The sequence below is a fragment of the Bradyrhizobium jicamae genome, assembly GCF_018130215.1.
In the GTDB taxonomy this organism is placed as follows: domain Bacteria; phylum Pseudomonadota; class Alphaproteobacteria; order Rhizobiales; family Xanthobacteraceae; genus Bradyrhizobium; species Bradyrhizobium jicamae_A.
Genome location: NZ_JAFCKQ010000029.1, coordinates 57,913 through 81,981, shown reverse-complemented (window position 1 = coordinate 81,981; position 24,069 = coordinate 57,913). Strand labels below are relative to the sequence as shown.

General features: G+C 65.2%; 20 protein-coding genes. 12 read left to right on the top strand and 8 right to left on the bottom strand.

Translation table 11 applies throughout. The annotated features are described in order from the left end of the window. Window positions 1–33: 33 nt before the first annotated feature. Complete coding sequence (locus tag JQ586_RS26420) at window positions 34–804, bottom strand: enoyl-CoA hydratase (protein WP_212397545.1); 771 nt, start codon at window positions 802–804, stop codon at window positions 34–36. A 132-nt stretch (window positions 805–936) separates the two neighbouring features. Here JQ586_RS26420 and JQ586_RS26415 point away from each other — a divergent pair, with 132 nt between their 5' ends. Then, on the top strand, window positions 937–1,461 hold the full coding sequence (locus JQ586_RS26415) for a PaaI family thioesterase (RefSeq protein WP_212397544.1): 525 nt from the start codon (window positions 937–939) through the stop codon (window positions 1,459–1,461). Between the two features lie 89 nt (window positions 1,462–1,550). Then, window positions 1,551–2,168: a TetR/AcrR family transcriptional regulator gene (locus JQ586_RS26410; protein WP_212397543.1), complete on the top strand. Its 618-nt coding sequence runs from the start codon at window positions 1,551–1,553 to the stop codon at window positions 2,166–2,168. Here JQ586_RS26410 and JQ586_RS26405 read toward each other — a convergent pair. Continuing rightward, window positions 2,165–3,121 (bottom strand): LysR family transcriptional regulator, encoded by a 957-nt coding sequence (locus JQ586_RS26405; RefSeq protein WP_212397542.1) that lies wholly within the window; start codon window positions 3,119–3,121, stop codon window positions 2,165–2,167. The two genes, JQ586_RS26410 and JQ586_RS26405, sit on opposite strands and share 4 nt — an antisense overlap. A gap of 115 nt (window positions 3,122–3,236) precedes the next feature. On the opposite strand from JQ586_RS26405, the gene JQ586_RS26400 reads away from it, so the two are divergent. The 6 genes from JQ586_RS26400 to JQ586_RS26375 all read left to right on the top strand — a co-directional run bounded on the left by JQ586_RS26400 (window position 3,237) and on the right by JQ586_RS26375 (window position 10,238). Further along, window positions 3,237–4,733: a CoA-acylating methylmalonate-semialdehyde dehydrogenase gene (locus JQ586_RS26400; RefSeq protein ID WP_212397541.1), complete on the top strand. Its 1,497-nt coding sequence runs from the start codon at window positions 3,237–3,239 to the stop codon at window positions 4,731–4,733. A 21-nt stretch (window positions 4,734–4,754) separates the two neighbouring features. Then, window positions 4,755–5,900 (top strand): isobutyryl-CoA dehydrogenase, encoded by a 1,146-nt coding sequence (locus JQ586_RS26395; RefSeq protein WP_212397540.1) that lies wholly within the window; start codon window positions 4,755–4,757, stop codon window positions 5,898–5,900. Continuing rightward, window positions 5,897–6,979, top strand: coding sequence for an enoyl-CoA hydratase/isomerase family protein (locus tag JQ586_RS26390; RefSeq protein WP_212397539.1), 1,083 nt, complete (start codon window positions 5,897–5,899; stop codon window positions 6,977–6,979). Before JQ586_RS26395 ends, JQ586_RS26390 begins: the two co-directional genes overlap by 4 nt. Window positions 6,980–7,003: 24 nt before the next feature. Beyond that, a complete protein-coding gene (mmsB, locus tag JQ586_RS26385; RefSeq protein WP_212397538.1) occupies window positions 7,004–7,891 on the top strand; it encodes a 3-hydroxyisobutyrate dehydrogenase in 888 nt (295 codons plus the stop codon). Between the two features lie 132 nt (window positions 7,892–8,023). Continuing rightward, window positions 8,024–9,754, top strand: a complete 1,731-nt coding sequence (locus tag JQ586_RS26380) for an AMP-binding protein (protein WP_212397537.1) — start codon at window positions 8,024–8,026, stop codon at window positions 9,752–9,754. A gap of 4 nt (window positions 9,755–9,758) precedes the next feature. Then, window positions 9,759–10,238, top strand: a complete 480-nt coding sequence (locus tag JQ586_RS26375; protein WP_212397536.1) for a MaoC family dehydratase — start codon at window positions 9,759–9,761, stop codon at window positions 10,236–10,238. On the opposite strand, the gene JQ586_RS26370 is transcribed toward JQ586_RS26375, so the two are convergent. After that, on the bottom strand, window positions 10,226–12,136 hold the full coding sequence (locus JQ586_RS26370; protein ID WP_212397535.1) for a YARHG domain-containing protein: 1,911 nt from the start codon (window positions 12,134–12,136) through the stop codon (window positions 10,226–10,228). The two genes, JQ586_RS26375 and JQ586_RS26370, sit on opposite strands and share 13 nt — an antisense overlap. Then, window positions 12,087–12,275 carry a hypothetical protein gene (locus tag JQ586_RS26365; protein ID WP_212397534.1) on the bottom strand — a complete coding sequence of 63 codons (189 nt, stop codon included), beginning with the start codon at window positions 12,273–12,275 and terminating at the stop codon, window positions 12,087–12,089. Before JQ586_RS26365 ends, JQ586_RS26370 begins: the two co-directional genes overlap by 50 nt. A gap of 280 nt (window positions 12,276–12,555) precedes the next feature. Here JQ586_RS26365 and JQ586_RS26360 point away from each other — a divergent pair, with 280 nt between their 5' ends. Next, window positions 12,556–13,473: an SDR family NAD(P)-dependent oxidoreductase gene (locus tag JQ586_RS26360; protein WP_212397533.1), complete on the top strand. Its 918-nt coding sequence runs from the start codon at window positions 12,556–12,558 to the stop codon at window positions 13,471–13,473. A 2-nt stretch (window positions 13,474–13,475) separates the two neighbouring features. Then, a complete protein-coding gene (locus tag JQ586_RS26355) occupies window positions 13,476–14,705 on the top strand; it encodes a TIGR03862 family flavoprotein (RefSeq protein WP_212397532.1) in 1,230 nt (409 codons plus the stop codon). On the opposite strand, the gene JQ586_RS26350 is transcribed toward JQ586_RS26355, so the two are convergent. The 3 genes from JQ586_RS26350 to JQ586_RS26340 all read right to left on the bottom strand — a co-directional run bounded on the left by JQ586_RS26350 (window position 14,702) and on the right by JQ586_RS26340 (window position 18,163). Beyond that, on the bottom strand, window positions 14,702–15,781 hold the full coding sequence (locus JQ586_RS26350) for a D-TA family PLP-dependent enzyme (RefSeq protein WP_212397531.1): 1,080 nt from the start codon (window positions 15,779–15,781) through the stop codon (window positions 14,702–14,704). The genes JQ586_RS26355 and JQ586_RS26350 overlap by 4 nt on opposite strands. Window positions 15,782–15,852: 71 nt before the next feature. Next, complete coding sequence (locus tag JQ586_RS26345) at window positions 15,853–17,670, bottom strand: ABC-F family ATP-binding cassette domain-containing protein (protein WP_212397530.1); 1,818 nt, start codon at window positions 17,668–17,670, stop codon at window positions 15,853–15,855. Between the two features lie 4 nt (window positions 17,671–17,674). Next, complete coding sequence (locus JQ586_RS26340; protein ID WP_212397529.1) at window positions 17,675–18,163, bottom strand: YaiI/YqxD family protein; 489 nt, start codon at window positions 18,161–18,163, stop codon at window positions 17,675–17,677. Window positions 18,164–18,299: 136 nt separating this feature from the next. On the opposite strand from JQ586_RS26340, the gene JQ586_RS26335 reads away from it, so the two are divergent. Further along, the gene (locus tag JQ586_RS26335; protein WP_212397528.1) at window positions 18,300–19,106 is read left to right on the top strand and encodes a hypothetical protein; all 807 of its coding nucleotides are present in this window, start codon (window positions 18,300–18,302) and stop codon (window positions 19,104–19,106) included. An 85-nt stretch (window positions 19,107–19,191) separates the two neighbouring features. On the opposite strand, the gene JQ586_RS26330 is transcribed toward JQ586_RS26335, so the two are convergent. Continuing rightward, complete coding sequence (locus JQ586_RS26330; RefSeq protein ID WP_212397527.1) at window positions 19,192–21,564, bottom strand: xanthine dehydrogenase family protein molybdopterin-binding subunit; 2,373 nt, start codon at window positions 21,562–21,564, stop codon at window positions 19,192–19,194. A gap of 199 nt (window positions 21,565–21,763) precedes the next feature. Between JQ586_RS26330 and JQ586_RS26325 the strand changes: the two genes are divergently transcribed. Beyond that, window positions 21,764–22,798 carry a Ppx/GppA phosphatase family protein gene (locus JQ586_RS26325; RefSeq protein ID WP_249148163.1) on the top strand — a complete coding sequence of 345 codons (1,035 nt, stop codon included), beginning with the start codon at window positions 21,764–21,766 and terminating at the stop codon, window positions 22,796–22,798. The last annotated feature ends 1,271 nt before the right edge of the window (window positions 22,799–24,069 follow it).

Here is a 24,069-nt window from a genome sequence, read left to right as displayed (position 1 = left end):
CGCGGCCTGCGGTCAACACTCTGTCAGCAGGCGTCAGCGCTTCCGATCCAGAAAGCCCTGCAACAACCGCTGCGGCTCGCCGGTCAGGAAGGATTTGCCGAACACGCCGACGCTGAGGTTCACCGACTCCGTCAGCGGCAGTTCCTCCCATTGCCGCAACAGGTCCTTCTGGATGCGCAGCGCCTCGGGGCCGCATTCGAGCAGCGCTGTCACGGCGTGCTCGACGGCCTCATCGAGGCCGCCGGGCTTTGCGATCGCGTCGACCAGGCCCCAGGCGAGCGCGGTCGGCGCGTCGATATTCTCGGCCGTCATCATCAGCCAGCGCGCGCGGCCCCAGCCGATCAGGCGCGGCAGCAGCGCGGCGTGGATCACCGAGGGGATGCCGACGCGCACCTCGGGCATGCCGAACATCGCATCATGTGCCGCGATGCGCACATCGCAGGCCGCCGCTACCTCGAGGCCGCCGCCGAGGCACCAGCCGGGCAGGCGGGCGATCACGGGCGCCGGGAATCTGCGCACGGCCTCGCAGAGGTCGCGCAGGCGGCTGATGAACGCTTCCGCGGTTTTCTGGTCGAGCGTCGCCATTTCCTTGATGTCGGCGCCGCCGATCATGCTCCGCTCGCTTTGACCCGCGAGAATCACCGCACGGACGCTGTTGTCGGAGGCGAGGTACTCGAAGCCTTCGCGCACGCCATCGGTCACGGCCGAGCTGACGATGTTCAGCTTGCCGGCGTTGCAGATCACGAGGCGGACGACGCCTCTGGTGTCGCGGATGATGCCGCAATGCGGATTGAGCATGTCCATGGATGGTCTCGCAGCAGGAAGATGATCGCACCACTTCCCGGACAAATCGTGTCGCTGTCAAGGGACGGGAGGGCGGTTGCGCCTCGGGGCGCGGCAGGATAGAATTACACTCATCATATGAATAGAGCCGTCATGACGTCAGCCGACCTGTTCTCGCCCGATTTGCTGCGCGTGCGCGTGGTGGAATGGCAGGCGCCGGGGCCGGCCGCCAAGGCGGCGGCGACGATGTCGGGCATGGAGGCGATGTGCGCGATCCGCGACGGCCGCCTGCCGCCGCCGCCGATGGCGAATCTGATCGGCTTCCGCATGAGCGTGGTCGAGCCTGAACGGATCGTCATGGAACTCGACCCGCATGAAAGCCTTGAGAATACCGTCGGCCTGATGCACGGCGCGACCGCAGCCGCGCTGCTCGATACCGCGATGGGCTGTGCGATCTCGACGATGCTGCCGGCCGGCCAGACTTCGGTGACGCTCGATCTCAAGCTGACCTATCTGCGGCCGCTTTCGGTGCGCTCGGGCACCATTTCGGCGGAGGGCAAGGTGATCAAGCTCGGGCGACAGACCAGCTACACGGAAGGGTGGATCCGCGACGGCAAGGGCAATCTTGCAGTGCACGCGACCGCGACCTTTTCCATGATCGGCGGGAACCCAAGATGAACGATAAGACATCGAACGAGACGAAATAGCTACAGCTTTTCCGGCGCAAACCTGCTATTATATGATTAGAAACATTCCATGAGAGCGGCATGCGCTATTCGAAAGAGCACAAGCAGGAGACCCACACGCGGATCGTGCGCAAGGCCGCGGTGCGGCTGCGCGAGAAGGGCGCCCACGGCATCGGCGTCGCCGATCTGATGAAGGATGCCGGGCTGACCCATGGCGGCTTCTACGCGCATTTCGATTCGCGCGAGGCGCTGGTGATCGAGGCCTTCAACTACGCGATGGACCGCGCCACCGAGCGTTGGCGCCGGGTCGCAGCCGAGGTGCCGCCCGAGAAGCGGCTGTCGACCATCGTCGACGGCTATCTGACGGCGACCCATCGCGACGATCCCGGCCATGGCTGCGCGGTGCCGTCGCTCGGAGCCGAGATCGCGCGCGAGAGCCCGAAGACGCGCAGGGCCTTTTCGCTCAAGCTCGATCAGATGATCGACATGATGGCCGACCAGATCCTCGACGTGCCGCGCAAGACCGCGCGCCGCCAGGCGATGGCCGCGCTGGCGACCATGATGGGCACCATCGTGATGTCGCGGATCGCGGGTAATGGCGAACTGTCCGAGGAGATCCTGTCGGCCGGCCGTGAGGCGGTGCTGGGGCGTGCCGCAACGGCGGCCAAGCCGGCAGCGAAGAAGGCGAAGGTGAACTAGCCGGGCGGTGTCGCCCCTTCGCCGGGACGACGGCGAGATTGGGGGCCGCTGAACAGCGCGCGCTCCGCCTCCACGGTCTCGTAGATGTAATCGGCCACGGCACGGATTCGCGCGAGGTCCTTGCTGTCGGCGTGCATCAATAGCCAGAAGGTGCGGGAGATCCGCACCTCGTCCGGCAGCACCGGCTCCAGCTCCGGATGCGCCGACGCCATGAAATGCGGCAGCACCGCGATGCCGAAGCCGGCGATCGTGGCGTTGAGCTGCGCGATCAGGTTGGCGCTGCGGAATTTGGCTGAGATCTTCGGCGAGACCTGCGGCAGATAGTCGAGCTCCGGCGTGAACAGCAGCTCCTCGATATAGCCGACGAAGCGGTGCTGCTGCAGATCGACGCGCGCGGCAATCTTCGGCGCCCTGGCGAGATAGGCGGGTGCGGCATAGAGCCCCAGCGTGTAGTCCAGCAGCTTGCGGCCGACGATGCGGCCTTCCTTCGGCATGGTCAGGCTGATCGCGATGTCGGCCTCCCGCTTGGAGAGCGAGAACAGCCGCGCGGTGGCGACCAGTTGCAGATCGAGATCGGGGTACCGCTCGGTGAACTTCACCAGCCGCGAGGCGAGGAAATGGCTGCCGAAGCCGTCGGGCGCGCCGATCCGCACCGTGCCGGTGAGATGCGCGCGCGAGCCGCCGACCGCCTCCTGGTTGGCGACGATGGTGGATTCCATCGCCTCCGCGCTGTCGGCGACGCGCTGGCCCGCTTCGGTCAGGAGATAGCCGGTCTTGCGGCGATCGAACAGTTTTGCCGAGAGGTGGCGTTCCAGCCGGTCGACACGACGGATCACGGTGGCATGATCGACGCCAAGCTGCTTTGCGGCAGCCGAGACCGATCCGCCGCGCACGATGGACAGCACGAAGCGAAAATCATCCCAGTCGATTGAGCCGCCGCCTTGATCCAGCATTTCCGCACATCTATGGTGCAATTTATCGGACTTGTATCCTATAAAATGCAGGGTCAATAGAGCTTGTAAAGCGGTGTCGCAGGCTTGCGATCCTGGTCCTTAAGGGAGGTTATCCATGCGCTCAATCGGACATTTCATCGGTGGCAAGGAGGTCAAGGGAACGTCTGGCCGTACGGCTGATGTCTTCGAGCCGATGACCGGCGAGGTCCAGGCCAAGGTCGCGCTGGCCTCCAAGGCCGAGGTCCGCGCCGCCGTCGAGAACGCCAGGGCCGCACAGCCCGAATGGGCCTCGACCAACCCGCAGCGTCGCGCCCGCGTGATGATGAAGTTCGTCGAACTGGTGCAGCGCGACTACGACAAGCTCGCCGAGATTCTGGCACGCGAGCACGGCAAGACCGTTCCCGACGCCAAGGGCGACATCCAGCGCGGACTTGAAGTCGCCGAGTTCGCCTGCGGCATCCCGCATCTGATGAAGGGCGAATACACCGAGGGCGCCGGCCCCGGCATCGACATCTATTCGCTGCGGCAACCGCTCGGCGTCGTCGCCGGCATCACGCCGTTCAACTTCCCGGCGATGATCCCGATGTGGAAGTTCGCACCTGCGATCGCCTGCGGCAATGCCTTCATCCTGAAGCCCTCGGAGCGCGATCCGGGCGTGCCGATGGCGCTTGCCCAACTGATGATCGAAGCGGGCCTGCCGGCCGGCATCCTCAACGTCGTCAACGGCGACAAGGAGGCGGTCGACGGCATCCTCGACGACCCCGACATCAAGGCGATCGGCTTCGTCGGCTCCACGCCGATCGCGCAGTACATCTATGAGCGCGCGGCACAGACCGGCAAGCGCTGCCAGTGCTTCGGCGGCGCCAAGAACCACGCCATCGTGATGCCCGATGCCGACATGGACCAGACGGTCGACGCGCTGATCGGCGCCGGCTACGGCTCGGCCGGCGAGCGCTGCATGGCGGTCTCGGTCGCGGTCCCCGTCGGCAAGACCACCGCCGACCGGCTGATGGAAAAGCTGATCCCGCGCGTCGAGTCGCTCAAGATCGGCACCTCCGTCGATCCGTCGGCCGATTACGGCCCGCTGGTGACCCGCGAGGCGGTCGAGAAGGTCAAGAACTACATCGATATCGGCGTCAAGGAAGGCGCGACGCTGGCGGTCGACGGCCGCGGCTTCAAGATGCAGGGCTACGAGAAGGGCTTCTATCTCGGCGGTTCGCTGTTCGACAACGTCACCAAGGACATGCGAATCTACAAGGAAGAGATTTTCGGCCCGGTGCTCTCGGTGGTGCGCGCCCACGACTATCATGAGGCGCTGGCGCTGCCGTCCGATCACGACTACGGCAATGGCGTTGCGATCTTCACCCGCGACGGCGACGCCGCGCGTGACTTCGCGGCCAAGGTCAATGTCGGCATGGTCGGTATCAACGTGCCGATCCCGGTGCCGATCGCCTACTACACCTTCGGCGGCTGGAAGAAGTCGGGCTTCGGCGACCTCAACCAGCATGGTCCGGACTCGATCCGCTTCTACACCAAGACCAAGACGGTGACCTCGCGCTGGCCGTCAGGCGTCAAGGAAGGCGCGGAGTTCTCGATCCCGACGATGAAGTAAACTTGCTTCGTGAGTGGCGAGATGCAGTTCGCTCTCAACGAGGACCAGATCGCCATTCGCGACATGGCGCGGGCGTTTGCGGCGGAGAAGATCGCGCCGCACGCGCTCGAATGGGATGAAAAGAAGCACTTCCCGGTCGACGTGATGCGCGAGGCCGCCGGCCTCGGCATGGGCGGCATCTACATCAGGGACGACGTCGGCGGCTCGGCGATGACGCGCTTCGACGCGGCGCTGATCTTCGAAGCGCTGGCGACGGGATGTCCGACCACCTCGGCCTTCATCTCGATCCACAACATGGCATCCTGGATGATCGATGCCTATGGCAACGACAGCCAGCGCCGGAAATGGCTGCCGAAGCTCTGCACCATGGAGCTGCTGGCGAGCTATTGCCTCACCGAGCCGGGCGCCGGCTCGGACGCGGCTGCGCTCCGCACCCGCGCGGTGCGCGACGGCGACAGTTACGTGCTCAACGGCCAGAAGCAGTTCATCTCGGGCGCCGGCGGCACCGACATCCTGGTCGCAATGGTGCGCACCGGTGGTGACGGCCCGGGCGGGGTTTCGACAATCGTGATCGACGGCAAGACGCCGGGCGTGTCGTTCGGCGCCAACGAGCGCAAGATGGGCTGGAATGCGCAGCCGACCCGCGCTGTCGTGTTCGAGAACGCCCGCGTACCGGTCGAGAACCGGCTCGGCGAGGAGGGCATCGGCTTCAAGATCGCGATGGCCGGCCTCGACGGCGGCCGCCTCAACATCGCGGCCTGCTCGCTCGGCGGCGCGCAGGCCGCGCTCGACAAGGCGCTCGCCTACATGAAGGACCGCAAGGCCTTCGGCAAGCGCCTCGACGAATTTCAGGCGCTGCAGTTCAAGATCGCCGACATGGCGACCGAGCTCGAGGCCGCGCGCACCTTCCTGTGGCGCGCTGCCGCGGCGCTCGACCGCAAGGACCCGGATGCGACCATGCTGTGCGCGATGGCCAAGCGCTTCGGCACCGATGTCGGCTTCGAGGTTGCCAACCAGGCGCTGCAGCTGCATGGCGGCTACGGCTATTTGAGCGAGTATGGCGTCGAGAAGATCGTGCGCGATCTGCGCGTGCACCAGATCCTCGAAGGCACCAACGAAATCATGCGGCTGATCGTGTCGCGCAAGATGATCGAGGGCGCGCGATGAACGACGCTGTGGCCGCGGACGGCGACCTGGTCGCGCGCAGGGAAGGGTCGGCCGGCATCATCCGGCTCAATCGGCCGAAGGCGATCAATGCCGTGACGCTCGAGATGTTTCACGACATCGACAAGGCACTCGACGGGTTCGAGGCCGATCCCGATGTCGCCGTCATCGTGCTGGAAGGGGCCGGCGAGCGCGGCCTCTGCGCCGGCGGCGATATCCGCGCGCTGTGGGAGAGCTCGAAGGTCAAGGGCGACCTCGGCAAGATCCTGTGGCGCGACGAGTACATCCTCAATGCGCGGATCAGGAAATTCCCGAAACCCTATGTCGCCTTCATGGACGGCATCGTGATGGGTGGCGGCGTCGGCCTGTCGGCGCATGGCCGCCACCGCGTGGTGACGGAGCGGACAAAGCTGGCAATGCCGGAAGTCGGCCTCGGCTTCTTCCCCGATGTCGGCGGCACCTACCTGTTGTCGCGCTCGCCCGGCGAAATCGGCACCTATTTTGGTCTTACCGGCACCACCATGAACGGCCCCGACGCGATCCACGCCAAGTTTGCCGACGCCGTGGTGCCGAGCGCAAAGCTGCCGGAGCTGCGCGAGGCGTTGACCAGGGTTGCCCTCGGCACGACATCGGCCGAGATCGACAGGCTGATCGGCGGCTTCGCCACTGGTGAAACGTCCGGCCCGGTCGCGACTATGCAGGCGACGATCGACCGCTGGTTCGCGCATGACCGGATGCAGGACATTATCGCCGCGCTGAAGGCCGACGGATCGGATGCGGCGCAGGCGACCCTGAAGACGCTGGCCGAGAAGTCGCCGCGTGGCATGGTGGTGACGCTCAAGCTGTTGCGGCTGGCGCGCCGCGCGGCGACGCTGGAGGAATGCCTGGTGCGCGAATATCGCGCAGCGCTCGAGGTGTTCGCCAGCGATGATTTCCGCGAAGGCGTGCGCGCTGCCGTGATCGACAAGGACCGCAACCCGAAATGGTCGCCCGCTGCAATCGAGGACGTGACGCCGGAGATGCTCGCGCGTTATTTCGCCGGGATCGGCGCCGACGAACTGACCTTTCCGAACAGCAAATAGAAACGCGCACGCGGAGGAACTCTCATGGCAAACGTTGCATTCATCGGGCTCGGCAACATGGGCGGACCGATGGCGGCCAATCTGGTCAAGGCCGGCCACAAGGTGACCGCGTTCGATCTGGTCGCGGCCTCCCGCGATCAGGCCAAGAGCGACGGCGCGGCGATCGCCGAGAGCAGCGCGTCTGCCGTGAAAGGCGCCGGAATCGTGATCACCATGCTGCCGGCCGGCAAGCACGTGCTGGGCGTCTGGAACGAGGTCATCCCGCACATGGCCAAGGGCACGCTGATCATCGACTGCTCGACCATCGACGTCGAGAGCGCCAAGCAGGCACATGCGCTGGCGGCCAAGGGCGGCATGGCCTCAGTCGATGCGCCGGTCTCCGGCGGCACCGGCGGCGCCAGGGGCGCGACCCTGACCTTCATGTGCGGCGGCGAGGACAAGGCGTTCGCAGCGGCCAAGCCGGTGCTCGAGAACATGGGCAAGAAGATCGTGCATTGCGGCGGCGCAGGCGCGGGGCAGGCGGCCAAGATCTGCAACAACATGATCCTCGGTATTTCCATGATCGCGGTCGGCGAGGCTTTCGTGCTCGGCGAAAAGCTCGGCCTGTCGCACCAGGCGTTGTTCGACGTCGCCTCGACCTCCTCGGGGCAGTGCTGGTCGCTGACGACCTATTGCCCGGTTCCCGGCCCGGTTCCGACCTCGCCGGCGAACAACGGCTACAAGCCTGGTTTTGCCTCGAACCTGATGGTGAAGGATCTGACCCTGGCACAGGACGCTGCCAATGCGGCCGGCGCGGTCACGCCGCTCGGCAAGCATGCGCAGGAGATCTATAAGACCTTCGACGCTGAAGGACATGGCGGGGTCGACTTTTCCGGAATTATCCAGCACGTTCGGACTCTTGCTGGGAAATAGCCGCTTCGCTCGCAGCCGGGATGCAGCGAAGCGAAATCCGGGACAGTTTCGTCACCCTGCGCGACCGGCCCCGGATTGCGCTTCGCTCCATCCGGGCTACGTTGAACGCAAATTCGACGGGCTCGGAAGAAGATGACCACTTTTCAGGACGCACGCGCATTTCTGCTCAAGCACCGCACCGACTACGACGCCGCGGTGAAGGGATTCCGCTGGCCGGACCCGGTGCCGTTCAACTGGGCGCTCGACTGGTTCGATGAGCTTGGGCGCAATCCTGACAGCCGCGACCGGGCGGCGCTGTGGATCGTGGATGCCGCGAGCAACAGCGAGACCAGGCTCTCCTTCGCGGAACTGTCGCGCCGCTCCAACCAGGTCGCAAACCTGCTGCGCGCGCAGGGGCTGCAGCGCGGCGATCATCTGCTGCTGCTGCTCGGCAACGTCGTGCCGCTCTGGGAAACCATGCTGGCGGCGATGAAGCTCGGCGTCGTCGTGATCCCCGCGACCACGCTGCTCACGGCGGATGAACTGCGCGACCGGCTCGATCGCGGGCGGGCAAAGGCGGTGGTTGCGACTCAGGACCAGGTGGCGAAGTTCAAGGGTCTGGGCGGCGCCAAGCTCGTGCGCATCGTGGTCGGCGCGACGCAGCAGCAGGAGGGCTGGCTGCCGTTCGAGGAGGCGGCCAAGGCGTCCGAGGCCTTCACACCGGATGGTCCGACCAACGCGGACGATCCGATGCTGCTCTATTTCACTTCTGGCACCACGGCCAAGCCGAAGCTGGTGCGGCACAGCCAGCGCAGCTATCCGGTCGGCCATCTCTCGACCATGTACTGGATCGGGCTGCAGCCCGGCGACATCCATCTCAACATCTCCTCGCCCGGCTGGGCCAAGCATGCCTGGAGCTGCTTCTTCGCGCCGTGGAATGCCGGCGCCACGATCTTCATCGCGAACCAGCCACGCTTCGAGGCGAAAGGACTGCTCTCGATCATCGGCCGCTGCGGCGTCACCACGCTGTGTGCGCCGCCGACGGTGTGGCGGATGTTCATTCAGGAAGACCTCGCGAGCTTCAAGGTCTCGCTGCGGGAAGTCTGCGGTGCCGGCGAGCCGCTCAATCCTGAGATCATCGACCAGGTCAAATCCGCCTGGGGCCTGACCATCCGCGACGGCTACGGCCAGACCGAGACCACGGCATTGGCCGGCAATTCGCCGGGCCAGAAGGTGAAGGTCGGCTCGATGGGCCGGCCGCTGCCCGGCTATCGCGTGCAGGTGACCGACAATGACGGCCACGCCGCGAAGGAGGGCGAGGTGACCTTGCTGCTCGGTGCCGACAGGCCGGCGGGCCTGATGCAGGGCTACCAGGGCGACGATGGCAACCTCAAGGGTACCGACGGCGACATCTATCGCAGCGGCGACGTCGTCTTCACCGACGAGGAGGGCTATCTCACCTTCGTCGGCCGCACCGACGACGTGTTCAAATCCTCCGACTACCGCATCTCGCCGTTCGAGCTGGAGAGCGTGCTGCTCGAGCACGATGCGGTCGCCGAGGCCGCCGTGGTGCCGAGCCCGGACCCGATCCGGCTCGCGATCCCGAAGGCCTATGTGCTGCTGGTATCAGGCGTCGAGCGCACGCCGGAGACGGCGCTGTCGATCTTCAAGCATCTCCATACCCGCCTGGCACCGTTCAAGCGCATCCGCAAGCTCGAGCTCGTCACCGAGCTGCCCAAGACGATTTCCGGAAAAATCCGCCGTGTGCAGTTGCGCCGGCTCGAACATGACGATAATCGCGATGATGCATTGCGCGGAGCCGAGTTCCGCGAGGAGGAATTTCCGGAGCTGCAGAGGCTGCGGTCGTCCGGTTCGGAGAGCTAGCGAAATGAACGAAGTCTGGAAGAAGCCGCCGGTGTCCCTGCAAACCTACCAGGGCATGGTCGGCAAGGAAATCGGCGTGTCCTCGTGGCATGTGCTCGATCAGGGCCGCATCAACAGCTATGCCGACGTGATCGAGGATCACCAGTTCATCCATGTCGATCCCGAGCGCGCCAGCAAGGAAACTGCGTTCGGCACCACGATCGCGCATGGCTTCCTCACGATGTCCCTGATGAGCATCATGTCCTACGAGGTGATGCCGGTGGTCGAGGGCACTGCAATGGGTGTCAATTACGGCTTCGACAAGCTCCGCTTCATCTCGCCGGTCCGCTCCGGAAAACGCGTTCGCGGCCGTTTCGTGCTGGCGGAAGCGACGCTGCGCAAGCCGAAGGAGCTGCTGTCGCGCACCAATGTCACGGTCGAGATCGAGGGCGAGGAGAAGCCCGCGCTGGTCGCCGACTGGCTCGGGCTGATCTATTTCAGCTGAGGCGGGCGCGCCGGGTTTTCCGGGTTGCCGTCAGCGGCGTCCGCTGAAGCGGACGCCAGGGGCGGAGGATTCGGCGCGGATTCAAATTTGAGATCGGCGACATAGCTTCTCAGCTGGGCCATGAATGTTGCACCGGGATCGCGGCGTGGATCGATCGTGAACGGCAGCCGTTCTTCCCACAGCGGGCTGTTCTGAAATCCGCCGATCTCCTTGTCGCTGACGAGCCAGGTGACCTCGCCGTATTTGCGCTTGAGATAGCGGATCAGCATCGCGGTCGCGATGGCCTGCTTGTCGGAGAGCGCATCGGCGGAGGTGCCGACCACGGTGATGCCGATCGAGGATCGATCGAGGCCGATGCTGTGGCGGGCAATCTGGAAGTCCTTCATGAGGCTGTAGATGTTGCCCTTGGGTCCGATCACATAGTGGGTCGACATGTTGACGTCGGCAGTCTCGTCGTCCTCGAACTCCTGCGTGCCGGGCAGGATCGATTTCCTGACGCTCTCGATGAAGCTCGCGACGCTGCTGGTATCGGAACGATGCACGACCAGCATCTTGATCGAGTCGGGGGCGAGCTCGATCGATTTCAGCGCGATGCCGTAATGCTTCTTGATGTATTCCTGGGTCAACTTGATCCGCAGGGCCTCGAACTCGATCGGCTTGTCGTTGATTTCCAGAACGGGATTGTCGGGGTCGGGCATGCTCGGCGGCGCATCGGTCCGCGGAATGAACGGGCCTGCGGCTTCGAAGCCGCGATGAACGGAATCGCAGACATTCTGGGCGAGGCTGCTTGACAGGCCCGGCCTCTGTGCGAGCGCCGCGAGCGTTTGCGGAGACAGCATGAGCCGCAGCTTCCAGTAGGGTCCGCGTTTGTCCTCCGCCGTGGAAAGGTCTTGCCCGGCCGTCTTCAGCACATTCTGGATCGCCACGTTGAAGTCGAGTGCGGAGGCATAGAAGCGCTCTTCATTGGCCTTGAAGGTGTCGAGATCGGCGCCGACGATGTCGTTGTCGTTGAGGAAGGTCCATTCGACCTGGTTCACCGGGCCGGTCTCGAGGTCGATGATCAGATCGACAAAGGAATGAAAATCGGCCTTGTCGCTGCTGCCGGCGTGCTGCTGACAGTCGACATGGCGGGAGGGCTGACCGAGACAGGCGCAGATCGCAGGCCTGACATAGTTGGCCGGACCCGTCAGCGCGGCGTCCCTGATCAGGACGCCGCGACCGAGCGAGCCGAGCTCCTGAGCCGGATGCAGCTCCTGCAGGAAGAATGCATTGCAGCTCTCGACCGGCGAGACCGGCTTGCGGGTCGGACGTGACCATCCCATCCGGTTTGCGTATTTCGACAGCTTGGCGGTGTTGAAGGGATAGCCGTGCCGCGCGTAGATGGCGTTTCGAAGCAGATAGAGCTCGGCCTTGTCGAGTTGCGGGAGCTCGGAATCCTTGTATTTCGCGAGCAGCTGATATCGAGACCGCGTCAGGAGTTTCGAGAACGGGTCATTGATCCGAAGCGTCGCAGCGTCCTCGATCTGGTCATTGTCGATCTGATCCAGCCGCTGTTGCAGGATCTGCCGGTTCTGCTCATCGACATAGCCTTCGGGCAACGCGGTTCGTTCGTTGAACTGGTGATTGGCGAGGTCGCCGAAGATATCGGGGCTGGTCAGGCAGACCTTGACCCAGGTCGGTGCCGTCTTGAGCAAGCCGTGATAGCCGTCGATCTGGTAGAGCGCGAGCTGCACCTGGCCGGATGACCAGCCGGCGACCACGTCACGGTCGAGCAGCGTGGGATAGGGGTTCGTCAACTGGGCAACATAGGCCCGTTCATCGAGATAGGTCTTGGCGCGCGACGTCAGGCTATCCAGATTGCCGATGAAAGCCGACGCCTGCGACGAGCGCGACCACACTGCCGATGAGCCAGCTCAGCCGGTTCTGCAGGATGTCGCGCCATTTCGGACCCGCGCTCGCGCCGTCTTGCTGCGAACGGTTCATGTTGCGGTCGAAATTCTCGCGTGCTCGATCGAGCGGTGGGCCCGGTTTCGCCATGATCACGATCTCAATAACCGCCGCGATGGCGCAGTGCCGCTGAAAGCGTGCCGAATGCCAGTATACGCCCTATGGTTGCACAATCCGGGATGAAAGAGAAGTGGCGCAGGTCACAGTTTCCGACCGGATCAGGAAGCGAGCAGGGGCCGCAGGCTTGAAAAATTGCGAGAACGCCGTTTGGCAGCGTTCGCTCCGGCCGCCATGGCCGGGCTTGACCAGGCCTTCCATCGCTGCTCAAAAGCAGGTCGATCTCGCTTGATGAAACTCGGGAAAACAAGGCATGGCAATCAGGTTCGACGGACGCGTCGCTATCGTCACCGGCGCGGGCAATGGTCTCGGACGGGCGCATGCGCTGGGGCTCGCCAGCCGCGGCGCCAAGGTCGTGGTCAATGATTTCGGTGGTGCGCGCGACGGCAGCGGCGGCTCGCTGTCGCCGGCCGAGACCGTGGTCGAGGAGATCCGCAAGGCCGGCGGGACCGCGATGGCCGATGGTGCCGACGTCTCCAATTTCGAGCAGGTCACCGCGATGGTCGAACGCGCCACCCGGGAGTGGGGCAGCGTCGACCTGTTGTGCGCCAATGCCGGCATCCTGCGCGACAAGTCGTTTGCCAAGATGGAAATCGCCGACTGGGCCAAGGTGCTCGACGTGCATCTCACCGGCACCTTCTACTGCTGCAAGGCGGTGTGGGCCGGCATGCGCGAGCGCAATTACGGCCGCATCGTGCTGACCACCTCGTCGTCGGGCCTGTTCGGTAATTTCGGCCAGGGCAATTACGGCGCGGCCAAGGCCGGCATGGTCGGCCTGATGAACGTGCTCGCCGAAGAGGGTCGCAAGAACAACATCAAGGTCAACACGATCTCGCCGACCGCGGCGACGCGCATGACCGAAGAGCTGCTGCCGCCGCAGGCGCTTCAGTTGATGAGGCCGGAGGCGATCACGCCGGCGGTCGAGTTCCTGCTCAGCGAGGACGCGCCGACCCGCACCATCATGGGCGCCGGCGCCGGCTCGTTCGCCGTCATCAAGGTGCTGGAGACCGAGGGCATCAACCTGCCGCAGTCCGACTGGACGCCCGACGCGATAGCAGCGCATTTTGCCGAGATCGGCGACATGTCGACGGCGAAGGCGCTGCAGGGTGCGTTCGAGCAGACGCAGAAGTATGTCGCGCAGGCCGCCGCACGGGCGGGGATCAAACTCTGAACATGACTGTCGCCGTCATCGGAGCCGGCCCCGCCGGCCTGATCGCGGCGGAGGTGCTTGCGCAAGGCGGGGCTGCCGTCACCGTCCACGACGCGATGCCGTCGGCCGGCCGCAAGCTGCTGATGGCCGGCCGTGGCGGGCTCAATCTCACCCATAGCGAGCCGCTGGCCGATTTCCTGACGCGCTATCGCGAGGCGATGCCGCATCTGAAGTCGGCTGTCGAGGCGTTTCCGCCGGATGCCCTGCGTGATTGGAGCGAGGCGCTGGGGCAACCGACATTTGTCGGCAGCAGCGGACGCGTTTTTCCCGAAGCGTTCAAGGCCTCGCCCTTGCTGCGTGCCTGGCTGCGGCGGCTCGATGCTGCCGGTGTGAGGTTCGCGTTCCGGCATCGCTGGATCGGCTGGGACGAGTCCGGCGGACTTTCGTTTGCAACGCCGGATGGTCCGCGCGTGGTCGATGCCGACGCAACCGTGCTCGCGCTCGGCGGCGCCAGCTGGCCGCGGCTCGGCTCGGACGGTGCATGGACCACGACCCTCGCGGCGAAAGGCATTGCCGTCGCGCCGCTGCGACCGGCCAATTCCGGCTTCACGGTCGCATGGTCCGAGATATTTCGCGATCGCTTCGAAGGCCGGCCGCTCAAGAGCGTGGCGCTGACGACAGGCTCGTACACCGTACGCGGCGAAGCCATCGTGACGCGCACCGGTATCGAAGGCGGTGCGATCTACGCGCTGTCGGCGGAGTTGCGCGAAGCGGTGCGCGCGGAAGGCGCGGCGACGCTGCGCGTCGCGCTGCGTCCCGATCTCACCAGGCAGGAGCTTGCCAAGCGGCTGTCAGCGCCGAAGGGCAAGCAATCCATCTCCAATTTCCTCCGCAAGGCCGCGCAGCTTTCACCGGTCGGGATCGGCCTGTTGCAGGAAGCGGCGGCGTTCTCGCGTCGACCATTGGCATCTCTGTCGCCATCCGATCTGGCCGACCTGATCGAGGCCGTGCCGATCCGGATCACCGGCACCGCTCCGATCGCGCGGGCGATCTCGACGGCCGGCGGAGTAAGGTTCGACGAACTCGACGCTGACTTCATGCTGCGCCGTCTGCCCGGCACCTTTGCCGCCGGAGAAATGCTCGACTGGGAAGCGCCGACCGGCGGCTATCTGTTGCAGGCGTCGTTTGCGACCGGGATTGCGGCGGGCAAGGGCGCGTTGAGGTGGCTCGCCCGATCCCGCGGATATCCCTAACGCAACTTGCCCCGTGCCGCGACCGGCAGCGTGCCGATGATCTCCTCGCCGCGCACCATCACGACCTCGTCCATCATGTTGACGACGACGCAGACGTGGTTGGGAACGATCCGCACGACGTCGCCGACATTGGGTCGCGTGTTGCTGCGGGAGAGGTCGAGGAAACCGTGCTCCTCGGCAAAGCGCGCGATCCTGGCCTCGGGGTGTTCGAGGATCAGTCCGTGGCCCTCGAGCCCGCCGGTATCCGTGGTCAGCGTCTTCGAGCCGGCATCGAGGATGCCGCGTTCCGGGCCGGCGCGGCTGACGACGGTGGAATAGATGTGCAGCGCGCAGTCGTCCCAGCTGGCGACACCGGCTGCGACCTGCATGCGGTCATTGTAGATGTAGGTGCCGAAGCGATGCTCGGTGCCGCCCTTCAGCTTGCCGAGGTTCTTCAGGTTCGGCGTGCCGCCGGTCGAGACGATCGCCGCATCGAGGCCGTGCGCGCGGACGCCGGCGAGGGCTTCGTCGTAGAATTTCTGCGCCTCGGCCCAGCCGGTCTCGGTCGGATAGAGCATGAAGCCCGCAAAGGTCAGGCCCTTGGATGCCGCAATCTCCCGCGCCAGCGCGATCGCTTCCGCAGGCGTCTCGACGCCGGCCCGCTTGCGCCCGGTGTCGCATTCGACCACGACCGACAGCGGGCGCCCGGAGCTTGCTGCGGCCTTCGGCAGGTCGCCGACCACGACGGAGTTGTCTGCCGCCACGGTCACGTTGGCCTTGGCCTGCAGCGCGCCGAGCCGCGCCATCTTCTCGTCGCCGAGCAGATTGTAGCTGATCAGGATGTCGTCGATCCCGGCATCGGCCATGATCTCGGCCTCGCCGAGCTTCTGGCAGGTGATGCCCTTGGCGCCGGCCTTGACCTGCAGCTGCGCCAGCATCGGGTTCTTGTGCGTCTTGATGTGCGGGCGGTTGGCCACTCCGGCGGCATCGCAGGCCGCCTGAATGCGGGCGATATTGCGCTCGACCCTGTCCATGTCGATGACGGCGCATGGCGTGCCGTAGTCCTTGGCGATCTTGGCGGCGAGGGGCGTGGTCATGCAGTCGTCTCCGTTTCAGAAGGCCTCGTCATTGCTGCGTCGCTACGCTTTACGGCAGCAGCCATTCGGTTTCACGCCTGTTCGATCTCTTCGCGCAGCACTTCGAGCTCGAGCCAGCGGTCTTCGGCTGCCGTGAGTTCGTCCTGCGCCTTGGCGATCGCGGCGGACGCGGCATCGAATTTCCTGCGATCCCTGCTGTAGAGGTCGGGATCGTCAAGCAGCTTCTGCTGTCTGGCGATCTCGGCGTGCAGCTTGTCGATCGTCTTCGGCAATGTCTCCAGCGCGTGCTTCTCATTGAAGCTCAGCCGGCGCCTGGGCGCTGCTTCAGGTGCCGCGGGCTTCGTTTCCTTTTTCTCTTCGACCGCAGCCGGCGCCTTCACCGTCTCGCGGTTCAGGTCGGTGCCGCGCTGCGCCAGCATGTCGGAGTAGCCGCCGGCATATTCGATCCAGCGGCCCTGGCCCTCCGGCACGATCACCGAGGTCACGACGCGATCGAGGAAGTCGCGGTCGTGGCTGATCAGGATCACGGTGCCCTCGTAATCGCCGAGCATCTCCTCGAGCACGTCGAGGGTTTCCAGATCGAGGTCGTTGGTCGGCTCGTCCAGCACCAGCAGGTTGGACGGTTTCGCCAGCGCGCGCGCCAGCATCAGCCGGCCGCGCTCGCCGCCGGACAGAGCTTCGAGCGGCGTGCCGCGCTGCTCCTGCGCGAACAGAAAGTCCTTCATGTAGCCGATGACATGCTTCGACTTGTCGCCGACCATCACGTGGTCGCCGCGGCCGCCGGTGAGCGCTTCGGCCAGGGTCAGCTTGGGATCGAGGCTTTCGCGATGCTGGTCGAGCGTTGCCATCTCGATATTGGCACCCAGCCGCACCGTGCCGGAGTCGGGCGGATCATTGCCGATCAGAAGATGCACCAGCGTGGTCTTGCCGGCGCCGTTGGGGCCGACAATGCCGACGCGGTCGCCGCGCTGGATCCGGGTCGAGAAGCCGTCGACGATGCTGCGATCGCCGTAAGCCTTCGCGATGCTCCCGGCTTCGATCACGAGGCGACCGGATTTGTCCGCCTCGGCGGCGGCGAGCGTGGCATTGCCGGTGGCGCCGCGATAGTCGCGGCGCTGGTCGCGCAGCGCATGCAGATTGCCGAGCCGCTTGACGTTGCGCTTGCGGCGGCCGGAGACGCCATAGCGCAGCCAATGCTCCTCGTTGACGATCTTGCGGTCGAGCTTGTGCTGTTCGCGCTCCTCCTCGGCCAGCACCTCGTCGCGCCACGCCTCGAAGGCGCCAAAGCCGCGGTCGATCTGCCGGATCTGGCCGCGGTCGAGCCAGGCGGTCGCGCGCGAGAGGTTGGTGAGGAAGCGGCGGTCGTGGCTGATCAGGACCAGCGCGCAGCGCCGGCTTTCCAGCTCGCCCTCGAGCCATTCGATGGTCGGGAGATCAAGATGGTTGGTGGGCTCGTCGAGCAGCAGGATGTCGGGCGAGGGCGCCAGCACGCGCGCCAGCGCCGCGCGCCGCGCTTCGCCGCCGGAGACATGCGCGGGATCTTCCTCGCCGGAGAGGCCGAGCTGCTCGAGCAGGTAGCGCGCCTGGTAGTGGTCGTCGCCGGGGCCGAGTCCGGCCTCGACATAGGACAGTGTCGTCTTGTGGTCGCCGAAATCCGGCTCCTGCGGCAGGTAGCGGATGGTGGCGCCGGGCTGCACGAAGCGGCTGCCGGAGTCGGGCTCGACCAGGCCGGCCGCGATCCGCAGCAAGGTCGATTTGCCGGAGCCGTTGCGGCCGATCAGGCAGACGCGCTCGCCCGCGGAGACGGAGAGCTCGACGCCTGACAAAAGCGGCGTGCCGCCGAAGGTCAGGCTGATGTCCTTGAGCTGGATCAGAGGAGGCGGAGCCATCGGACTAGCCCTGGCTCGCCGTTGCGCGCCGGCGCTGGATGCGGCGGATGGTCTGGTCGAGCGCCGAGATGAAGGCCGAGCGATCGCGCGGCGAGAAAGTTCGCGGTCCTCCTGTGACTTCGCCCGACGAGCGCAGGTCGGTCATCAGATTGCGCATCGCCAGCGTCATGCCGATCGATTGTTCGGTGAATGGCTTTCCATTCGGTGCGATGACCTCGGCGCCGGCTTTCACGCAGCGGCTCGCCAGCGGAATGTCAGCGGTGACGACGACATCGCCCGCGTGCGCGCGTTCCGCGATCCAGTCGTCGGCGGCATCCATCCCGGCGCCTGCGGCGACACGCTCGATCAGTGGATCCTGCGGTACGCGTATGAAGGTTCCTGCGACCACGCTGACCGGTACCCCGAGGCGGATCGCGACGCGGTAGATCTCATCCTTCACCGGGCAGGCGTCAGCGTCGACATAGATGCGGGTGGAATTGGCGGATTCAGTCATCGTCTCAATGGTTGGCGGCACGCGGCCTGCGTGTACTCCATCGGGCGGAAAATTGCGAGCAAAACGAGAGGCTTGTCACGTCTTCCGGTTCAACTACGATAATCGCCGGAAAAGCCGCGCAAATAAGGGAAAACCCATGGCTTCTAGGATGGCATCTCAGACCTACCGCGTTTCCGCGTACAACACCTCGAAACTGTCCGAGAACAAGATCCACGACGACGCGGTGGCGCGGAAGTTCGGCTTTTCCGGCGGGCTCGTGCCGGGCGTCGACGTCATGGCCTACATGATGCATTTGCCGGTCGAGCGCTGGGGCCGCGATTTCCTTGCACGGGGGCTGATCGAGGCCCGTTTCGTCAAGCCGGTCTATGACGGCGAGACCGCCGAGCTCTCGGGCACGATGAGCGGTGATGTGCTGTCGATCGAGGTGCACAGCCGCGGCGAGCTCTGCGCGACCGGCACCGCGTCGCTGCCGGCATCGACCCCGGCGTTCGCGATCGACGACTACAGGCAGGTCGCCGCCGTTGCCGAGCGCAGGCCGGTCAGCGCGTCGTCGTACGAGGTCGGCAAGTGGCTTGGCACCATCCCGCGCGACTGGGCCGGCGATGCGGCGAAGGAATATCTCGTCGACATCAGGGAAACCGACCCGATCTACCTCCGCGAAGGCCTTGGCCATCCCGGCCTGTTGCCGCGGGTGATGAACTTTGTGCTGGTCGATAATGCGATCCTCGGGCCGTGGATCCATGTCGGCACAAGGATGCAGCTATTGTCCGCCTCGGAGATCGGCGACGAGCTGACGGCGCGCGCCAGGGTCACCGGCAATTATGACAAGAAAGGCCACCGCTTCGTCGAGCTCGACGCGCTGGTGCTCGGCAACGGCACCACGCCGCTCGCGCATTGCTGGCACATCGCGATCACCCAGCCGCGCGAGCAAGAGGCGGCCTAGCGGGGAAGGGGGCGCTCCGCACCCGCATCGATAATTGTCATCCCCGGCGCATGCGGGGAATCGGGTACGCCGCGGCGTCCCGGTTCTACCCCGCCTTTGCCTTCGCATCCTGGATCGCGCGCCAGACGCGTTCCGGCGTCAACGGCATGTTGAGGTGCTTGATGCCGTAACCCGAAAGCGCGTCGACCACCGCGTTGACGATGCAGACGAGGCTGCCGGCACAGCCGGCTTCGCCGCAGCCCTTGGTGCCGAGCGGATTCGACTTCGCAGGCGAGGGATGATCGCCGACCTGCATGTTCGGCACGTCGCCGGCGCGCGGCAATGCGTAATCCATGAACGAGCCGGTGATCGGCTGGCCCGAGCCGTCGTAGCTGACTTCCTCCATCAGCGCCTGTCCGATGCCCTGCGCGACGCCGCCATGCAGCTGGCCCGCCACGATCATCGGATTGACCACGGTGCCGAAATCATTGACCGCCGAGTAGCGGACGATCCGGATCACACCCGTGTCGGGATCGATCTCGACCTCGGCGACATGACAGCCGTTCGGGAACGTCGACGCCGTCTCCTTGGTGGCGTGGTCGACGTCGAGCGTCTCGGGGGTGCCCTCCGGCATCTTGCCCGCGCGCAGCCGCTCGGCGAGCTCCATGATGCCGATCGAGCGGTCGGTGCCCGCGATGGTGAAGCGTCCCTGGCCGAACTCGATGTCGGCTTCCGACGCCTCCAGCATATGCGCGGCTGCCTTCTTGCCCTTCTCGACGACAAGCGCGGAGGCCTCGACGATCGCCTGGCCCGTAGCGGTGATCGAGCGCGAGCCGCCGGTGCCGTTGCCGAAGCGCACCCGATCGCTGTCGTTCTGATCGAGCGTGATCTTCTCGAAGGGCACGCCGAGCTGGTCCGACAGCACCTGCGCGAACGGCGTGGCGTGGCCCTGGCCGTAATCCAGCGTGCCGGTGGTGAGCTTCACCGACCCATCCGGCTCGAAGGTGATCTTGCCGAGCTCGCCGCTCGGCGGCGCGGTGACCTCGAGATAGGAGCCGACCGCGATGCCGCGCAGCTTGCCGCTCTTCAGGCTCGCCTTCTTGCGCTTGGCAAAATTCTCGTAGTCGGAGATCTCCAGCGCCTTCTGGAACACGCCGGCGAAATCGCCGCTGTCATAGGTGACGCCTGAGGCCGCCGGGAAGGGCAATTGCTGCGGCTTGATGAAGTTGCGCTTGCGCAGGGTGAGACGGCTGATGCCCATCTCGTCGGCGGCGGCGTCGATCAGCCTCTCCATGTAGTAGTTGGCCTCGGGCCGGCCGGCGCCGCGATAGGCGCCCATCAGCGTGGTGTTGGTCAATACGGTCTTGATGTCGACGCCGAGCAGCGGCGTGCGATAGACGCTGGCGAGGTTCTTGCCGGTGTTGAGCGACAGCGGGCCCGGCGCGACGCCGGTGATGTAGGCGCCGAGATTGCCGTAGCCGGAGAGGCGCACGGCGAGGAACTTGCCGTCGGCGTCGAGCGCGAGCTCGGCATGGATCAGTTGTGCGCGGCCGTGGCTGTCGGACAGGAAGCTGGTCGAACGCTCGTCGAGCCATTTCACCGGGCGGCCGAGCTCTCTCGCCGCGTGCGCGATGCAGGTGTATTCGGGATAATTGAGGTTCTTCATCCCGAACGAGCCGCCGACATTGGCGGTGAGGATGCGGACCTTCTCCGCCGGCACGTTGAGCAGACGCGCCAGGATCACCTTGTTGCCGGAGACACCCTGGGTCGGCACCTGCAGTGTGAAGCGCTCGGTAGTCCTGTCGTAGTTCGCGAGCGCGACACGCGGCTCCATCGAGACCACGGCAACGCGGGTGTTGACGATGTCGAGCTTCGTCACGTGCGCGGCGCCGGCGAAGGCGGCCTCGATCTTGTCCGTGTCGCCATAATGATAGTCGAGCGCGACGTTGTTCGGGATGTTGTCGTAAAGCTGCGGCGCGCCGGGTTTGGCCGCCTCCGCGGCGTCGGTCACCGCCGGCAGCGGCTCGATATCAGCTACGACGGCTTCGGCCGCATCGCGGGCCTGTGCCGCGGTTTCCGCGACGACGAAAGCGATGGGATCGCCGACGAAGCGCACCTTGTCGGTCACCAGCGCCGGGCGGTTGGTCTGCAACAGGGGCGACCCGTCGCGGCTTTTCAGCGGCAGGCCGCAGGTGAACGGCTTGTAGCCGGCGGCAGCGAGATCGGCGCCGGTCCAGACCCCGAGCACGCCCGGCATCGTCCGCGCCGCCCCGGTGTCGATGCCCTTGATGACGCCATGGGCATGGGACGAGCGGACCATCCAGCACCAGGCCTGCCCGGGAAGCGAGAAATCGTCGGTGTATTTGCCCTTGCCGCGGACCAGCGTGTCGTCTTCCTTGCGGCGCACGGGCTGGCCGACACCGTATTTTTGCAGTGCGATAGCGTTTTCGAGCAAAGCGGGCGACGTGTGATCTTGCATCGGAAATGACCTGAAAAGCCCGGATTCTGGCTGGTTTGACGGGCGGTTGAGGAGATAACGCACACCCCCCTTAACGACAACGCCCGATTGGACATGGATCCAATGTGAACACATGTTGCGCAGGTCCTTGGCGCTGCTAAAGTTTCCGTGAACGACAATTCTTCGGCGGCCGCCCGCGGCCGCAGGAAAGACAGTTTGGATGAATGACGCTGTGCGGCTTTGCGACGGCCTTCCGGCCGGCGAGGCCCCGTCAGGGTTGGTTGCGGCAGGCGCGGAGAACGGCGTCTATGCTGCGCTCGATCTTGGCACCAACAATTGCCGGCTCCTGATCGCCTGTCCCGCGGGCGACGGGTTCCGCGTGGTCGATTCGTTCTCGCGGATCATCCGGCTCGGCGAGGGTATCGCCGCGACCGGTTCCATCAGCGAGGCCGCGATCGAGCGGGCCATCGCGGCGCTTTCCATCTGCAGCGACAAGATCCGCTATCGCAAGGCGCGCCGGCTGCGCCTGATCGCGACCGAGGCCTGCCGCGCCGCCGGCAATGCCGAGAGTTTCCGCGCCCGCGTCGCCGCCGAAACCGGCATCAAGCTCGAGGTGATCGACCGCGAGACCGAGGCCACGCTGGCCGTGATCGGCTGCTCGCCGCTGCTCGATCCGCGGGGGCGCGGCGCCATCCTGTTCGACATCGGCGGCGGCTCGACCGAGCTGGTGCGTATCGAGCGCGATCCTGACGCACCCGATGCGGTGCCGCGGATCAAGGCGTGGATGTCGATCCCGCTCGGCGTCGTCACGCTGGCCGAGCATTTCGGCGGCAAGAACGTCACCCGGGAATTGTACGCGCAGATGATCGACGAGGTCGCGCGCCACGTCGCGCCGTTCGCGACCATGCACGGCGTCGACCTCGCCGACATGCACATGCTCGGCACGTCGGGCACCGTGACCACGCTGGCCGGCGTGTTCCTCAATCTGCCGCGCTACGACCGTCGCCGCATCGACGGCATCTGGATGAACGATGCCGACGTCACGGCGACGATCCAGAAGCTGCTCCGCATGAGCTATGATGAGCGCGTCCACAACAGCTGCATCTCGATCGAGCGCGCCGACCTGGTGCTCGCGGGCTGCGCGATCCTGGACGCGATCCGCAACGCCTTCCCGCTGCCGCGGCTGCGCGTCGCCGACCGCGGCCTGCGCGAGGGCATGCTGGTCGAGATGATGCGCGAGGACGGCGCGCTCTAAGGCCATTTCCGCTTCGATCGGTTCGCAACCGGAGCGTGAAGACGTCTGGTTCGAGCCGTTTTCTCCACACGAGCTGATATCCGCTCACTCGAAAACGCTCTTGGGCGGTGCACCCACAAATCCGGTGGCACAAGCGCAGATCACTGCGTGTCCGCTTTGCTCCTGGAGCGACCCGACCGTTGCACGAACGTCAACGACGCAATGGGCCACTGGCAGACTTCTTCCTTGACGCCGAACCAAGGCCCGCTACGGCCGGAAACGCCGGCATGTCGATGGAATTCTTCGGTAGACGTCCAGCTCTTGCAATCGCCTCGAATTGAAACTCGTGGTACGGTTCCGTCAACCGGGACGATATTGATCCCGGGTTTTGGGAGGCGATGTTATGAAATTGTCGTCTGATTTTGCGGCGTCGTCAGCGCTCGCAATTTTGTCAACTGCGCTGTTCTTTGGTCTGAGCGGCGCGGCGAAGTCGCAAATAAATCCGGGATCAGTTACCCCACTGCCTGGTATCACGGTTGACGCGCCGAAGCATGTGGTCAAGCCACAGGGCCAGAAGCACGAAACAAGCGCGAGTGCATCCCGCCGAGCGTCATCAAGCGCTTCGTCAGGATCACAGGCCGTCGGGACGCCTGCGGCTGCACCAGATTCGGTCATGGGGAAGATTGCCAAGCTTGAGCGATCCGCCAGCAGTTGCAACGGTGGTTGCGAGACCAGCGTGAGAACCGGCAACGCACCGTGGGTTGGCTGCAGCCTTTCCAGCGGAGAAAATTCGACCGGAGCGTTTTCGTTAACGTGCAGAGATACGCTCACTTATAGAACTTACGCAGAGTGCACGAGCACCAAGATCTTTTTGGGTTGGATACCGAGAGAGGCCCGGTGGCATTGCAGCAGCTTGCTCGCTGCGGGCAAGCTCGCGGGAGAGAAGCAGCTAGTTGCCGAAACCGCGCGTCATTAGTCTATCTGCCAACCTTGACCGCGCTCGACACGGCAGCATGGGCGAGTCGACCTGTGCTGCCGTCCGCCTCGGATCAAAGTCTTGCCTGTTCAGACGGCTTACGCTCGGCCGCTTTACGCGAACCAAGTCGGACATGTTGATGGCCAACCGAACTTCGGCTCTGGATCAATCGCGACGGTTTGGCCCGGTCTCAGTAAGGTGCGGTCTACACCTTACAGCAGACAGTTGGGCGGTCGTGTGCATCGGTCGCAATGGGCCATTTTCGCACTTCTTGCGGCTAGAGGCTGCCGGGTGTCATCTCTACTCTCGTCTTGGG

Coding starts and splice junctions, on each gene's coding strand:
- JQ586_RS26420 (WP_212397545.1), bottom strand. CDS start 804: ATGGACATGCTCAATCCGCATTGCGGCATCATCCGCGACACCAGAGGC.
- JQ586_RS26415 (WP_212397544.1), top strand. CDS start 937: ATGACGTCAGCCGACCTGTTCTCGCCCGATTTGCTGCGCGTGCGCGTG.
- JQ586_RS26410 (WP_212397543.1), top strand. CDS start 1,551: ATGCGCTATTCGAAAGAGCACAAGCAGGAGACCCACACGCGGATCGTG.
- JQ586_RS26405 (WP_212397542.1), bottom strand. CDS start 3,121: ATGCTGGATCAAGGCGGCGGCTCAATCGACTGGGATGATTTTCGCTTC.
- JQ586_RS26400 (WP_212397541.1), top strand. CDS start 3,237: ATGCGCTCAATCGGACATTTCATCGGTGGCAAGGAGGTCAAGGGAACG.
- JQ586_RS26395 (WP_212397540.1), top strand. CDS start 4,755: ATGCAGTTCGCTCTCAACGAGGACCAGATCGCCATTCGCGACATGGCG.
- JQ586_RS26390 (WP_212397539.1), top strand. CDS start 5,897: ATGAACGACGCTGTGGCCGCGGACGGCGACCTGGTCGCGCGCAGGGAA.
- mmsB (WP_212397538.1), top strand. CDS start 7,004: ATGGCAAACGTTGCATTCATCGGGCTCGGCAACATGGGCGGACCGATG.
- JQ586_RS26380 (WP_212397537.1), top strand. CDS start 8,024: ATGACCACTTTTCAGGACGCACGCGCATTTCTGCTCAAGCACCGCACC.
- JQ586_RS26375 (WP_212397536.1), top strand. CDS start 9,759: ATGAACGAAGTCTGGAAGAAGCCGCCGGTGTCCCTGCAAACCTACCAG.
- JQ586_RS26365 (WP_212397534.1), bottom strand. CDS start 12,275: ATGGCGAAACCGGGCCCACCGCTCGATCGAGCACGCGAGAATTTCGAC.
- JQ586_RS26360 (WP_212397533.1), top strand. CDS start 12,556: ATGGCAATCAGGTTCGACGGACGCGTCGCTATCGTCACCGGCGCGGGC.
- JQ586_RS26355 (WP_212397532.1), top strand. CDS start 13,476: ATGACTGTCGCCGTCATCGGAGCCGGCCCCGCCGGCCTGATCGCGGCG.
- JQ586_RS26350 (WP_212397531.1), bottom strand. CDS start 15,781: ATGACCACGCCCCTCGCCGCCAAGATCGCCAAGGACTACGGCACGCCA.
- JQ586_RS26345 (WP_212397530.1), bottom strand. CDS start 17,670: ATGGCTCCGCCTCCTCTGATCCAGCTCAAGGACATCAGCCTGACCTTC.
- JQ586_RS26340 (WP_212397529.1), bottom strand. CDS start 18,163: ATGACTGAATCCGCCAATTCCACCCGCATCTATGTCGACGCTGACGCC.
- JQ586_RS26335 (WP_212397528.1), top strand. CDS start 18,300: ATGGCTTCTAGGATGGCATCTCAGACCTACCGCGTTTCCGCGTACAAC.
- JQ586_RS26330 (WP_212397527.1), bottom strand. CDS start 21,564: ATGCAAGATCACACGTCGCCCGCTTTGCTCGAAAACGCTATCGCACTG.
- JQ586_RS26325 (WP_249148163.1), top strand. CDS start 21,764: ATGAATGACGCTGTGCGGCTTTGCGACGGCCTTCCGGCCGGCGAGGCC.